This is a genomic window from Algoriphagus sp. AGSA1 (assembly GCF_021390545.1).
Classification (GTDB): domain Bacteria; phylum Bacteroidota; class Bacteroidia; order Cytophagales; family Cyclobacteriaceae; genus Algoriphagus.
In genome coordinates, this window is record NZ_JAJUWR010000003.1 from 96,836 (window position 1) to 111,642 (window position 14,807).

The window sequence follows — 14,807 nt, forward strand, 5'->3', positions numbered from 1 at the left end:
CATTTCAGCCTATAAACCCCAGCCCTCTGATATGCCTTTACTAGGGAACAGCACATACAAAAGACCCAAGTGGCTGTTTAACGGACACTTAGAGACTATTTATCCCTCTCTTTTCAGGCATGTATATGCTCCAAATCCTGTTAAAGAGAGGATTTTAACTTCTGACGGAGATTTCCTTGATTTGGAATGGTATCGCCAAAACAGCCAAGAATTAATCATATTAAGTCACGGATTAGAAGGGAACAGCAACAGATCCTACATGTTGGGTATGGTGAATAGTTTCCTGAAGAAAGGCTACGATGTACTTGCCTGGAACTTCCGGAGCTGCAGTCATGAGATGAACAAGCAGGTGATTTTCTACCACTCTGGAGCTACCTATGATTTGGACAGTGTAGTCAATCATGCCCACGACAACTATGATCGGCTTCACTTGCTAGGATTTAGTCTAGGGGGAAATTTAACACTAAAATATCTTGGGGAAAGCTCCAGCCGTTCTAAAATCCACAGTGGTGTAGCCATATCGGTTCCACTACACCTGGGAAGCTCTTCCAGAAAAATCTCTGAAATGGAAAACACACTTTACTCTAAACGGTTTTTACGGAGTCTAAAAAAGAAAGTAATTGACAAATCTGCTTCCCATCCAGGACAAATCCCCTTGGAAGCCCTTAAAAACATTAAAACTTTGGCTGATTTTGATGATGTTTTTACAGGCCCTTTACATGGGTTCGCAGATGCTGAAGAATACTATGAAGTGAACTCTTCCTTGTTTTTTCTAGACAGGATAAAAGTGCCTACATTGATCCTAAACGCGTTAAATGACCCATTTCTAAGCGAACTCTGCTTTCCTTATCATCTGGCTGAATCGCTGGATTATGTCTATTTTGAATTTCCAAAACATGGAGGACATGTGGGGTTTACACCAGAAAACTCATCCAAACTTTATTATTCAGAGCAGCGGGCAGTTGAATTTATAAGCGCTGTTATCTAACTTCCTGCCAATTACAGCAATATAAAATTATGTGTGGACGATATTCCCTTAGCAAAAGTAAAGAAGAATTAGAAGAGCGTTTTCAGGCAGAGATGCTTTCCGATATAAAACCTAGATACAATATTGCTCCTACTCAATTGGTGCCCGTAATAACCACTCAAAGCCCAAAAGGATTTTCTTACTTCTACTGGGGCATTACTCCGGAATTTGGGAAAAACAGACCTGTTGCCCAAAAACTGATAAATGTCAAAGCAGAGACCATACATGAGAAAATTTCCTTAAAAACAGCCTTTCGGCAAAGAAGGTGTATAATACCTGCCGACGGCTTTTATGAATGGAAACGTCTTGGTAAAAAAACATCAGTCCCCTATAGATTCACTTTGCGTGAAGGCGAACTTTTTTCATTTGCAGGAATCTGGGAAGAATATGAATCCTCCAATGGGGAAACCCAGCATACTTTTCTCATACTCACCACTACCCCAAATGAGGTAGTCTCAGAGATCCACGATAGAATGCCGGTAATTCTGGATCGAAATTCTGAAAAAAAATGGTTAAATACTTATACGGGTGAGGAAGATCTTTTAAAGTTGCTCACCCCTTATCCAGCGGATTCGATGCTGGCATTTACTGTCTCTCCATTAGTGAATTCTGTACAAAATGATAGCCCTGCAATCATACGAAAGACCTCCCCTATGGATCAGCATGGCAACTACACGCTCTTCGGTTAATTGGCCCACCGATCCAATCCTCCTTTGCTAGAGTAAATTGATCTAACGATATTGGCAGCCAATTAGCGATACCCGATTGTACATGAAAAAATCTAGAATATTAGGTGTTGGTCATTATGTGCCTGAAAGAATCGTGACAAATCACGAACTATCTGGGATGATGAATACCAACAATGAGTGGATAGTAGAAAGAACAGGCATTGAATCCAGGCATTGGTTCACACCGGGAGTGGATACAGTGACTAATATGTCTGCTAAAGCTTCAGAAATGGCATTGCAAAGAGCAGGGGTAAAAGCTTTCGAGATAGAATTCATAGTATTCGCTACCATCACCCCTGATTACTTCATCCCAGGAAACGGCGTACTGCTACAAAGGGAGCTGGGCATGGGAACAATAGGCGCATTGGACATCCGCAATGCCTGTTCAGGATTTATCTATGCGCTGTCCGTTGCAGATCAGTTTATAAAAACGGGAATGTATCAGAAAATACTGGTAGTAGGTGCGGAGATACAATCATCGGCACTGGACAAAAGCGATGAAGGCAGATCTAGTTCTGTTATTTTCGCCGACGGTGCAGGTGCCGCAGTATTGGGTGCGGTAGATTCAGGCCAGCCTGGGATTTTGAGCACCCATCTACATGCGCAGGGCGAACACGCAGAAGAACTGTATTGCAAGGACCCGGGGAGTAGCAGGGAAGTCCGGATCTCTCCTGAACTGATAGAATCAGGAAGTTTTTTCCTGAAAATGAACGGAAATGCAGTCTTTAAACATGCAGTAGTGCGATTCATGGAAGCAATACAAGAAGCACTGGAGGCAAATAAGCTGGATCAGTCAGCCATAGATTTACTTGTTCCGCACCAAGCCAACCTGAGGATTAGTCAATACATTCAAAAACAACTTGGACTTTCTGAGGACAAAATCTTTAATAATATTATGAGCAAAGGAAACACTACAGCTGCGACCATCCCCATTGCGCTGAGTGAGGCATGGGAACAGGGCAAAATTAAAGAAGGGGATGTGGTGTGTCTGGCAGCTTTTGGATCAGGCTTCACATGGGCTTCCGCTTTACTCCAATGGTAAATGGTAGAAAATCCGCAAAACCTGGATCTTCAACTTTGGCTTGACCAAGACATAATTCCAAGACAAAATAAACTTAAAGCAAAATTTTGGGAATTACTTGGTGAAGTTGCCAATGCTATAGATACGGAAGAATTACGCAAACTTCATTCAAGCAGTCGGGGAGTCAAGCTTTCCAAAGGAAACGATCTAGAAGGGTATCCCTATCAGGTCATGGATCTTATCAGGGATTTTGACATAGAGGAGGGTCTTAACATCAGATTGCTAAATTGGTTTGGTCATGGACTTTTCCTCTTTGTACTTATAGGTAAAAACCATACACTCAAACCGCACCGTGAGTTGGTCACAACTAATTGGGTTTTTGATCAATCCTCTTCTCCTTTTGATTATCCTGAAATTCTACTGAATCACACTTCGACAAGCTCATCCACAAAGGATCCCACTTATAAATCCACCTTTTGCCAGTGGCACAAAACCTTAAAAATATCCCATGATAGCTTGGCTGTAAAACACAGTATATTGAAAGAACTAAAAAATCTACTATCCGTGCTTTTGAAAAAAATGGGATAAAGCCGGAAATAGCTTATTTTTAAACAGGAATTAAGTTCTTCCGTACACTATTCCAATCATCACAAAAGCTGTGCGAGGGAACTCGGAACAAAAACCCATGGGAACTGACGCATACTTAACGGAATACCTAGGAGAACAAAATGTGACTACCTACCTTTAGACCGATTAACACAAGACTCCCCGCCTTCCGGAAGATGGAAAAGACCTATGAAAAAAATTATAAACACATGAAATATATCCTCATCGCTTGTATTCTTTTTAGTTCCCCGCTCCTAGCACAAGAAAACACCGTGGTACGTCAGTACAATGCAGACTCCACACTGATGGCTACCGGGATCCTTACCAACAATACCCGTGAGGGATTATGGAAATATTACAACCCCAAATCCAACACCCTACTCACAGAAGGGGCTTTTAAAAACGGCCTTCGGGACGGAACTTGGAGCAGCTTCTACCCTGATGGCAACAGAAAAGTTGTGGCAGAGTACAAAGAAGGGATACTTTTTGGACCATCTAAATTTTACGATGAAAATGGGGCATTAAAAAGAGAAATGATTTTTCAAGATTCCGTTTTAGTAGGGAAATATGTGGAATATTTCGGCAAGACAGGCATGCCGGCTTATATCGATGCGGCCCAAGTGGCTGTAGAAGGCCAGTATGAAAACAATAAAAAAACCGGCCAATGGGTCCAATATTATGACTTTGGTGAAGTAGCTGTCAGAGAATTCTATGTCGATGGACTCAGAGAAGGACCTTACCTAGAATACGATCCAGAGGGCACCCTGGTCACAGAAGCGGTCTATAAATCAGGCGAACTGGATGGCACCTTTAAAAGACTTACCTACCCAAATCTTGTGGTGGAAACCGGGACTTATGATAAAGGGAAAAAAATAGGTGAATGGACCCGATATTTTCCAGGGACTAAAACCAAAGAGTCTGAAGAGTTTTATAATCAGAATGGTAAACAGCACGGAACCTGGAAGTATTATTATGAAAATCAAAGGCTGGCAAGAATAGAAATGTATGAAAATGGTATAGCTGTAGGAACATGGGAGGAATACTTCCCCAACAAGGCCATTGCCAAGCGAAAAACTTACGAACTGGGCGTGCCCGTGGGTGATTATGTAGAGTACCATAGCTCAGGTCAAATATCAGTTGCCGGTCAATACGTCAATGGAATGAAAACAGGATTATGGAAGAGTTTTTTCCCAAACGGGGAACTCTATTCCATCGGGGAATATCGAAATGATTTAAAGACAGGGCTATGGAAGTATTTTAACAAAATAGGCATCTTAGTCGCTGAAGGCGAGTATTCTCTTGGTCTAGAAGATGGCCAGTGGGTCTATTATTACGACGGAGGGCAACTTAAATCTGTAGGAAGCTACAATATTGGGTTTGAAAATGGTATATGGGGGCTCTTCTACGACAACAAAAAACTCACACAGGAAGAAACCTGGGACAATGGACGTCTCATGAATATAAGTGATTACAATACCTACGATGGCTCTGCAACTCTTGATAAAGGAACACTAAAAGATGGAAATGGCACCCGTATCACTTACTATGTCAATGGAAAGAAAGAATCTGAGGGCAACTACAAATCTGGAAAAGCAGACGGCACATGGCTCTTTTACCATGAAAACGGAAGGAAAGCATCTGAAGGCCTAATGAAAGACGGCAGAAAAGAAGGTACGTGGAGATATTACAATCCATCGGGCCGACTGGAGGATCTGATCAATTACGAAAATGATGAAATCCAGGAAGATTCACTTTCTCAGTCTCTCAATACACTGAATCGGTAATCCCAACATCCCCTAATCCCACATTAATTATAACAGCAGCTAATACAGCAAAGTGTGATAATCTAAATTGGCTACAGGTCTAAAACAAAGCCGACTACGGAACCAGGCTTTTACTATATTTCAGGCAACGTAACAGCAAGCATATTTAGGGGCTGTAGAAAAAGTCTCAGGTATGCCAGATCTTCCTGTATTCCAAGGTTCAAAGCGGGGGAGTGAAGATGTATGCTTATACTTCGACATAAGACCAACGCAGAAGATGGTATGGCTGAGACTAGCTAAAAATCACGATTTTGGTGTTTTTTGGTGCAAGGATCAAGACCTATTGTCGTCAAAAAGCTTGCACTTGCTAAAAAACCGCTCGCTTGAAAAATGAGCTGATCAGTCAAAACGATAACCCTTTAATCTATTACCTATGTTTTTCAACATGTCCTATTTACGGGAGTAATCATCCTCGAGCCTCACGATATCCTCTTCGTTCGATGGGTTTTCAGGATCTACGTGCATCCATATCTCCGCTACTATCCCCCAAGTATCCAGACCTACCAATCTATGCCGCTCTCCTTGCTTTAAAGAAACTGTTTTATTGAGTACCATATCTTCTAAAGCTCCCAACTCATCCGTTTCACTACGGACTATTCCTGATTTTCCATTAACCAGCTTCCAAAGCTCAGCTCTTCTGAAGTGATATTGCCAGGACAGTCGGGCACCTGGCGCCACCAAGAGAAATTTGGGACTCAACTTCTGTTCTAGCTGCTTCTCGGATAATTCTACATCCTCAAAGAACATCGATCTGAATTTAAGAATCTGCCCTTCATCCAATACAAAAAAACCTCCCCAGGGTCTGGTTTTATCAATTTTGGAGATCCTAAACCCTTTTTCATTCAGAAATTCCTCAACTTTCTGAAATACATCTTCTTTACTCAACCCTAACGTGTTATCTATCAAATCCATAGTTAAAATTCGAAAAACATTTCTCCAAAAATACCGATTTCGATGGAAAATAAAATCATACCCCCTCTACTCACATTTAAAATCTTTTCTGATATAGTCTATCTTCGTATCTGCATATCCTATGTTTTTACCAAAACTCATACAGTCGTTAACTTATTTTTTTAAGAAAGTGCTTTTTTGAAAAAAAAAAATTGCCGTAATTCAGGCATAACATTGACCTATGAACCTAATTAATCCTCAAGAGGTAATCCAAAAAATGGATGGAGTGGTAGAAATAAAAAGCTACCTTAACAAACTTAAGATAATAAAGAACCTCTACGCCAAACGGGCGAATACCGCAAGTGAAATCTGTTCAGAAGTAGGGATTTCACTACCTACAGTCAACGCCCTTCTCGGAGATTTGATGACAAGTGGAGAAGTGATCAAGCAAGGCCGGGCTGAGTCTCAAGGCGGCAGAAAACCTGACTTATACAGATTGGCTCCAGATGCATTCTATGTGCTATCGGTCGATCTTTCCAAGTATAACATGAATCTGGCACTCTACTCATGTAATCACGAAATAATTACCACTAAGGAGAGTCATAGGATCAGCCTTGACAATGAAAAAGAAACATTTGACTCCATCTGTACACTGATAGAATCCTACCTCGAAAATTCTGGCATTCCTGCCGACAAAGTCATCGCCATTGGTTTCTCTATGCCTGGTCTTACTGATTCTGTGGGCGGTGTGAATTACACTTATCTGAGATTTGGACACAACACGCTACTTGAAAATCTGGAGAAAAGGTTTGAAAAAAAAATATTTCTGGAAAATGATGCAAGGGCAATGACTTTGGCGGAGTATAAATTCGCCACAGATCATAGCTACAAGAATGTACTGGGATTATTCATTGGATGGGGTATAGGGTTAGGGATCATCATTGATGGCAAACTATACCAGGGAGCATCCGGATTTGCCGGGGAATTCAGCCACTCTCCGCTATTCGAATCAAGGGATGTTACATGTATTTGCGGAAAAAAAGGGTGCCTGGAAGCGGTGGCATCCGGAACAGCAATCGTAAAAATGGCGGAAGCTGCCATTGCCCTGGATAAAGACAGCATATTAGCCAGGATGGCAAGAAATCATGTAGGTGACCTATTGCCAAGTCTGGTGGTAGATGCGGCTTTGGCAGGAGACCAGCGGGCAATCACCATACTTTCGGAAGCAGGATTGGATCTGGGAAGAGGGATATCCATGCTAATCCAGGTATTGAATCCGGAACTGATCATTATCGGAGGGTCAGTAGCCGAAGCAAAGCAATATTTAATCACTCCAATCCAACAGGCTTTGAATATCTACAGCATGGCCAAATCCCGTGAAAAATCACAAATTGCCCTGTACCAATTAGGTGAAGATGTGGGACTACTAGGGGGAGTTGCCGTGGTGAATGAACAGCTCTTTGAAGATGTGATCAATCGACTGAATTAAAAACCGCCACCATATAGACTGATGCGTTTCCCCAACCTCCCCAAAACAGTACTTACACTGATTTTAGGATATATCTCTATCCTTCAAGTAGGGAACAACACACTTCTAGCTCAATCTTCCAACCCCGCTTTTGAAAGAATTTCCCATAAGAAATCCGGAGTGACTTTCAAAAACCAGCTTAAAGAGGATGCTTTCAATAACATCCTCCGATATGAATACTTCTATAATGGTGGTGGAGTAGCAGTCGGAGACTTGGACAACGACGGGCTGGAAGATATCTTTCTCACTGGCAATATGGTGGCCAACAAGGTTTATAAAAACCTTGGAAACTTCAAATTTGAAGACAAAACAAAATTTTCCGACATTTCCGGAAAAGTCTCTTGGACTACGGGAGTGACTATGGCAGATGTGAATGGAGATGGACTCCTTGACATCTATGTGAGCTATTCAGGAAAAGGAGATGCCGCCAGCCGCCGAAATGAACTTTGGATCAACAAGGGGGATTTCAAATTTCAAAATGAGGCAGAAGCGTACGGTCTGGATGATGCCGGAAATAGTACCCAGGCATTATTTTTTGATTTTGACAGAGATGGGGATCTCGATATGTATTTGCTTAATCACCACATCGAGTCGATCCATGAAATGGAATTTAGTGAGGTGAAATCAATCCGGCATCCTACAGCGGGAGATAAACTCTTTAGGAATGATGGAGGAAAATTCATAGATATATCGGAAGAAGCCGGAATCAAAGGATCTGCACTGGGATTCGGATTGTCTGTGATTTCCTCAGACATAAATCAAGACGGCTGGCCGGACTTGCTAGTGACTAATGATTACATTGAGCCTGATTATCTGTATGTCAATAATGGAGACGGCACGTTCACCGACCAGTTGACAGAATACTTTCAGCATATTTCCCACTTCTCTATGGGCGCTGATATCGCTGACATTAACAATGACGGCAAACCGGACATCTACACGCTCGACATGCTTCCTGAAGATAACAGGAGACAAAAGTTGCTATATGGCCCCGAGAACTATGAGCAGTACGCACTAATGATCCAAGAGGGGTTCTACCATCAAAATATGCGAAATATGCTTCAGGTGAACCATGGAGACGGGCTCTTTTCTGAGGTGGGACAGATGGCAGGTATTTCGAACACGGATTGGAGTTGGTCCGCCCTGTTTTTTGACGCAAACAATGATGGACAAAAAGACTTGTTTGTCACCAATGGCTATTTTCGGGATTACACCAACCGGGATTTTTTGAAGTATAAGGGCGATTACTATTTCAAACAAGCTATTGCGGCGGAAAAAGCAGACACCTTGCATCTGGTCACCAGCATGAGTTCAACGCCCATCCATAATTATATTTTTGAAAACAACGGAAACCTGGACTTTTCGGATCGCTCTCAGGACTGGGGATTCACTGAAAAGAACTTTTCCAATGGGGTTGCTTATGCTGATTTAGACAATGACGGCGATCTGGATTTGGTCATAAACAACCTGAACGACCTGGCGGGAATTTATGAAAACAAACTAAATCCAGTCAATTATTTACAAATCCAACTCCTCCAAGACGATCAGAACAAATTTGCCATAGGAGCCAAAGTGGAGATCTATGATGGAGAAACGCGGCAATTTGCGGAAATCCAACCCGTACGGGGCTTTCAGTCTTCAGTAAGCACAAGATTGCACTTCGGTTTGGGCTATCAAAGTGAGGTTGTGACAATAGAAATCACCTGGCCCGATGGAAGTTTTCAGCTTCTGGAAAATGTAAAAGCAAATCAACTTCTGAAGATCACAAAAGAAAACACAAGACAACCAGCAGAGATAGCTAAGCCTTCTCCTGTATTCTCACTATCTGAAAGCCCACCTAACTTTCATTCGCAGTCGGCAGGGTTCAATGATCTCAAACGTCAGCCTTTGATGATTAACATGCCTAGTTATATCAGCCCAGTTATGGCTCAGGGAGACCTCAACGGAGATGGAAATCCCGAGATTTTCATCGGTGGTACTAAGGGGCAACCGGCAAGGATTTTCACGTTTAAAAATGAGGAATGGGTTACCTATCAAGGCTTTCGCTCCTCTGGAGAATTTACTGACGCAGTGGCTATTTTTGAAGATTTCAATGGAGACGGTGCACAGGATTTATTCGTAGGCAGTGGCGGCTACCATAACTATTTGAGTTCAGAAGAGAGTATCCAAGATCGATTGTACCTAAATGATGGCTCTGGCCAGCTTACCCGAGCGACCAATTTTCCAGACTACACTTTCAGCACAGGTGACGCAGTTGCAATAGATGCCAATGGAGACGGAGCATTAGACCTATTTGTAGGCGCCAGACTTATCCCTGGCAGGTATCCATTGATCACGCAAAGCAAACTATTGATCAATGACGGTGCAGGGAATTTTTCTGACCAGACTGATAACTATCTGCCCAAATCAGGGAATCTCGGTCTTGTCACCGGAGTAGAAAAAACAGATATAAATGGAGATGGCCTCTATGATCTGGTTATTGTTGGCGAGTTCATGCCAATAACCTTCCTGATAAATCAAAATGGGAAATCATTTGAGGATCAAACTTCAGGCTTTCTGGACAAGACACTATCAGGCTGGTGGGAAAGTGTTCATGTGGCCGACATGGATGGGGACGGGGATCTCGATTTGATCGTAGGCAACTACGGACTAAATAATCAGTTTGAGGTAAATGAAAATAAGCCTATCAAACTCTACGCCGATGACTTTGACAAAAACGGATCAATTGATCCCATCTATGAATGCTTTGTCGGGGATGAAGCATTTCCTTATGCCAGTAGGGACGAGCTATTGGATCAGATGGCTAGTATGAGAAGTAAATTCACCGATTACGCTTCTTATTCCAATGCGAAAATAGAAGACCTATTTACGGTACAGCAGCTGGAAGAAGCGCAGGTTTTAGTGGCAAATTCTCTGGAAAGCATGTATCTGGAAAATACTGGATCAGGCTTTAAGTCTACTCCTCTCCCACGAGAAGCACAGGCTTTTCCCATATTCGCGATTCAGTCATTGGATGTGAACCAGGATGGAAACATGGATTTAGTCATCGGAGGAAACCAAACCTTCACAAGAATCAGAATCGGGATAATTGATGCCGGATTTGGATTGGTAATGCTCGGTGATGGCAAGGGAAACTTTCATCCACTTTCTCCCTCAGAGTCGGGAATAGGAATAAAAGGGGACATTAAGTCAATATTGCACCTTCAGTCTTCAGGTGGATCAAGCCTTCTTTTCGGTATTCATAACCAGCCAATTCAGCGATACGATATCCCATGATCAGATTCCTACTTAGCGCTCTATTTTTCACTGTTTTGAATAGTGCACAGCCAAAGACTACTACCAAAGAAGTCAATTGGCCTGAACTATATAAGGAGGAGTTATTCCATATCACAGAAGTGATGGTAACCGATGTGGCATCTCCCCCCGTGGCTGCGCGGATTTACGCCTATTCAACCCTTGCTGCGTATTTGATCGCCAAAGAATGTAGAGAAGGATTTGAAAACAAGAATCTCCTAGAGCATACGTATTTAGCTGACCAAGATTGGGCAATCACAGATCCGGCGATCAGGTCCCTGGAATTTTCCGCTATCTACGCGATGCTGAAGGTAGGCGAAGCCATCATGCCCTCCGGATATTTGTTGAAAGAAAGACAACAAGAGTGGGCTGAGAAAGCCTTGAAAAGCAAGATTATTTCCAAAAAACAGCTTGAAGACCATATAGCCTACGCAGACAAAATTGCTTCTCAGGTGATGGGTATTGCCAAAAAGGACGGCTATCTACAGCTTTCTACACTTGTCAGATATACGCCTCAAAAGGGAGAGGGATTTTGGTATCCCACACCCCCTGCGTACATATCTGCGATAGAACCAGAATGGAAAACAATCAAGCCATTTTTCATCCAAGATCTGGAAGAGTATAAACCTGCTCCGATGGCTCCTTTTGATATGAGCGAAGGCAGTTTGTTTCACAGGCAATTGATGGAGGTATATTATACTACCAAAGAGTTGAATGAGGAAAGAAAATTGATTGCCAATTTCTGGGATTGCAACCCCTTCAAAGTTGAATTCTCTGGTCATATGGCAATTGGAGTAAAAAAAATATCCCCAGGAGGCCACTGGATGGGCATTACAGGCATCGCCGCTCAAAAAGCCGGGCTTTCATTTGCTGAAACAGCCTACGTCCACACACTTGTAGGACTCACCCTACACGATGCTTTCATTTCTTGCTGGAAAACAAAATACGAAACCGATAGAATCAGACCTGAGACTGTCATCAATCAGAAGATAGACCAGCGTTGGAAGCCTCTGTTGCAAACACCCCCATTTCCTGAGTACACCTCAGGGCACTCCGTGATAAGTAGAGCTTCAGCAGTAGTTTTGACTGGGTATTTTGGAGACAATTTTGATTTTATAGATAGTTCAGAGACCTACTTTGGCCTACCGGAAAGACCGTTCAAATCCTTTTTGCTTGCTTCCGAGGAAGCGGCTATCTCCCGCTTGTATGGAGGAATTCATTTTAGGGATGCCATAGAAGAAGGTATAAAACAAGGGGAGAAAATCGGAGAAATGGTGTGGTCAAAAGTCGGAAAGAACAAGTACTAAAAACCTCTCAAGCTATGCGTCTCTCCCACTTACTCTGCCTTTTTTCACTTTTTATTACTTTAGCATGGCTCACTTCCTGTAACACAAAAACTGAAGAGAAAGAAAAAACCTCCTCCTCCAAGCCAAATATCATCCTGATTTTTGCTGATGACATGGGGTACGGCGACTTAGGGGTGTATGGAGCCACAGCATGGGAAACACCAAATCTCGACCAAATGGCTGCGGATGGTGTTCGGTTTACCCAATTTTATGTGCCACACGCCGTTTGCTCCGCATCCAGGGCAGCACTTCTGACAGGAACATACTCCAATAGGTTGGAGATTTTCGGAGCTTTAGACCATACTGCCACCCATGGCTTGAACTCAGAGGAAATGACCATTGCGGAAATGCTCAAGGCAAATGGTTACGCCACCGGGATGGTTGGGAAATGGCACTTAGGGCATCAAGTGCCTTTCCTCCCTACAGAACAGGGCTTTGATTCGTATTATGGGCTTCCTTACTCAAACGACATGTGGCCGCATCACCCTGAGGCTAAGGATTACTACCCCCCACTCCCCGTGTACAGAAACGCTACGGTGATCGACACACTGGACGCTCAAAGTATGCTTACTACCCATTATACGGAAGAGGCAATCAAGTTCATAGAAAAAAGTAAGGATAGGCCTTTCTTCTTGTACTTCGCACATAGTATGCCCCATGTTCCACTTTTTGTTTCTGATAAGTTCAAAGGGAAATCCAAACAGGGGCTTTACGGGGATGTGATGATGGAAGTGGACTGGTCTGTAGGTGAAGTAAGAAAGAAAATCGAAGAACTGGGAATTGCAGATAACACCATTATTATTTTCACCTCTGACAATGGCCCTTGGCTTTCTTACGGAGAACACGCCGGCTTAACCGGAGGCCTCAGAGAGGGAAAGGGAACGTCTTGGGATGGCGGAATACGCGAACCAGGGATCTTTGTCTGGCCTGGTCATTTCCCTGCCGGAAAAGTTGAGGAACAAGCCGCTATGACGATTGACATTCTTCCTACTTTAGCTGAGATTACCGGATCTAATCTCCCAGAGTTGCCCATCGACGGCAGGAGTATTTTAGCTATCCTGGAAGGTAAAGAAATGGAGGCAAAACCATACTTCGCCTACTACAACACAAATGAACTGCAAGCTGTAATCCATGGACAATGGAAGCTTGTTTTGCCTCATTCCTACCGGAGTATCCCAGAGGGAACAACTAGGAGAAAAGACGGGATTCCCGTAAAATACCACATGCTAAAGCTGGAAGAAGATGCACTTTTTGACCTCAAAAACGATCCAAATGAAACGACGGACGTATCTGCTAACAATCCAGAAATATTGGCCAAATTGAATCAATTTGCCGAAGAGGCCAGAGCTGATATGGGAGACGCTCTCACAAAAACAGAAGGAACCGGACTAAGAAAGGCCGGAAGAGTGGAATAGATAGGGCCTGCTGGGATTTTCTGGTGCATGGATAACGACTTATTAGTCGTATAAAAGCTTGCACTTGCTGAAAAACCGCTTATATGAAAAATGGAGTTAGTATTGTAAATGATAGGTTTTGGTCTAATATGGGCGTTTTTCAGCAGTCCCTAGATAGAATCTAATGTCTCTGTAAATCACTTTCCACAAAAGGCAAACAAGCTCCAATCAATGCCGCGCGCTCTCCCAATACAGAAATATTAATGGGAACAGGATAGCCCATAGTTTGCAAATAGGCTCTGGTCGTAGGCAAATAATACGCTCCCGCCAAACTGATTTTACCTCCCAGCACAACTCCTTCAGAATGAAGACGGACCAAATATGGAAACAAAAATTCACCAAGGGCTCTGCCGAATGTCTCAAATATTTTGATCGAGACTTCCGAATCAAAATCAGAAGAAAGTAAATCCTTCGCTCCCAAAATCCCGACTCCAAATTGCTCTAGTGCATATTTTTTAAACCAGGCGGTTCCTAGATAATCCTCGGCGATTCCTTCTCGAAATGGCGCTGTCCATAGCTTTGCGTCTTTGACCACCTCATGGACTTTAATGGCAGATCCGAGGCCTGTGCCTAAAGTGATCCCAACCGAGTTTTGAAAACCCTTTCCTGCTCCGGCATAGCTTTCTCCTATCAGAAAAGCCTCTGCATCGTTGGTGAACGTCAGGTGAGACGACGGCAAGCCTAGGCTTTCTGCCAACAAATTCTTAACAGAAAGCTGATACAGGGAAGCCATTTTTCCCTGGTTCTTAATCAGAGAAATCCCATTCTCATAGTCGTAGGGACCCGGTATGGCAATTCCCACTTTATAATCGGTAGATTTTCCGGCTGCTTTTCTTATAACCTCTGTCCAGGCCGAAACAATACTTTCTCTGTCACCGAATGTATCCACATCAGCTTCCTCAAAGCAGTCAAAAGAAGCTACTTGGCCTACAAATGTTATTCTTGCCGCAGAGATATGTGAACCTCCGATATCAACTCCAATTAAATCCATTAAACCAGATTTTCGTCCAACTGCAAATTAACATAAAAAATAGAGGCTTTGAATTGAATCAAAGCCTCTATCGGAAATCTAACCTTAACCTAACTCAG

The 14,807-nt window shown here is 42.9% G+C and carries 11 protein-coding genes; 9 read left to right on the top strand and 2 right to left on the bottom strand.

Annotation, left to right across the window (positions count from 1 at the left end; translation table 11 throughout):
- Window positions 1-31 precede the first annotated feature (31 nt).
- The 5 genes from LZF95_RS02685 (at window position 32) to LZF95_RS02705 (ending at window position 5,166) form a co-directional block, all read left to right on the top strand.
- The gene (locus LZF95_RS02685) at window positions 32-988 is read left to right on the top strand and encodes a YheT family hydrolase (RefSeq protein ID WP_233753453.1); all 957 of its coding nucleotides are present in this window, start codon (window positions 32-34) and stop codon (window positions 986-988) included.
- Window positions 989-1,017: 29 nt separating this feature from the next.
- Window positions 1,018-1,716 carry an SOS response-associated peptidase gene (locus tag LZF95_RS02690; protein ID WP_233753454.1) on the top strand — a complete coding sequence of 233 codons (699 nt, stop codon included), beginning with the start codon at window positions 1,018-1,020 and terminating at the stop codon, window positions 1,714-1,716.
- A gap of 82 nt (window positions 1,717-1,798) precedes the next feature.
- Window positions 1,799-2,797 (top strand): 3-oxoacyl-ACP synthase III family protein, encoded by a 999-nt coding sequence (locus tag LZF95_RS02695; protein ID WP_233753455.1) that lies wholly within the window; start codon window positions 1,799-1,801, stop codon window positions 2,795-2,797.
- Window positions 2,798-3,364 (top strand): hypothetical protein, encoded by a 567-nt coding sequence (locus LZF95_RS02700; RefSeq protein ID WP_233753456.1) that lies wholly within the window; start codon window positions 2,798-2,800, stop codon window positions 3,362-3,364.
- Between the two features lie 227 nt (window positions 3,365-3,591).
- Complete coding sequence (locus LZF95_RS02705) at window positions 3,592-5,166, top strand: toxin-antitoxin system YwqK family antitoxin (RefSeq protein ID WP_233753457.1); 1,575 nt, start codon at window positions 3,592-3,594, stop codon at window positions 5,164-5,166.
- A 429-nt stretch (window positions 5,167-5,595) separates the two neighbouring features.
- On the opposite strand, the gene LZF95_RS02710 is transcribed toward LZF95_RS02705, so the two are convergent.
- Complete coding sequence (locus LZF95_RS02710) at window positions 5,596-6,117, bottom strand: phosphoheptose isomerase (RefSeq protein ID WP_233753458.1); 522 nt, start codon at window positions 6,115-6,117, stop codon at window positions 5,596-5,598.
- Window positions 6,118-6,337: 220 nt separating this feature from the next.
- On the opposite strand from LZF95_RS02710, the gene LZF95_RS02715 reads away from it, so the two are divergent.
- From LZF95_RS02715 to LZF95_RS02730, 4 genes are read left to right on the top strand one after another with little or no spacing between them, the layout of a single operon-like run.
- On the top strand, window positions 6,338-7,585 hold the full coding sequence (locus LZF95_RS02715) for an ROK family protein (RefSeq protein ID WP_233753459.1): 1,248 nt from the start codon (window positions 6,338-6,340) through the stop codon (window positions 7,583-7,585).
- A 21-nt stretch (window positions 7,586-7,606) separates the two neighbouring features.
- The gene (locus tag LZF95_RS02720; protein ID WP_233753460.1) at window positions 7,607-10,900 is read left to right on the top strand and encodes a VCBS repeat-containing protein; all 3,294 of its coding nucleotides are present in this window, start codon (window positions 7,607-7,609) and stop codon (window positions 10,898-10,900) included.
- On the top strand, window positions 10,897-12,225 hold the full coding sequence (locus LZF95_RS02725) for a vanadium-dependent haloperoxidase (protein WP_233753461.1): 1,329 nt from the start codon (window positions 10,897-10,899) through the stop codon (window positions 12,223-12,225). The genes LZF95_RS02720 and LZF95_RS02725 overlap by 4 nt, the downstream gene beginning before the upstream one ends.
- Window positions 12,226-12,239: 14 nt before the next feature.
- Window positions 12,240-13,679, top strand: a complete 1,440-nt coding sequence (locus tag LZF95_RS02730; protein ID WP_233753462.1) for a sulfatase — start codon at window positions 12,240-12,242, stop codon at window positions 13,677-13,679.
- Between the two features lie 160 nt (window positions 13,680-13,839).
- Here the strand turns inward: LZF95_RS02730 and LZF95_RS02735 are convergent, their stop codons facing one another.
- Complete coding sequence (locus tag LZF95_RS02735; protein WP_233753463.1) at window positions 13,840-14,709, bottom strand: ROK family protein; 870 nt, start codon at window positions 14,707-14,709, stop codon at window positions 13,840-13,842.
- Window positions 14,710-14,807: the final 98 nt, after the last annotated feature.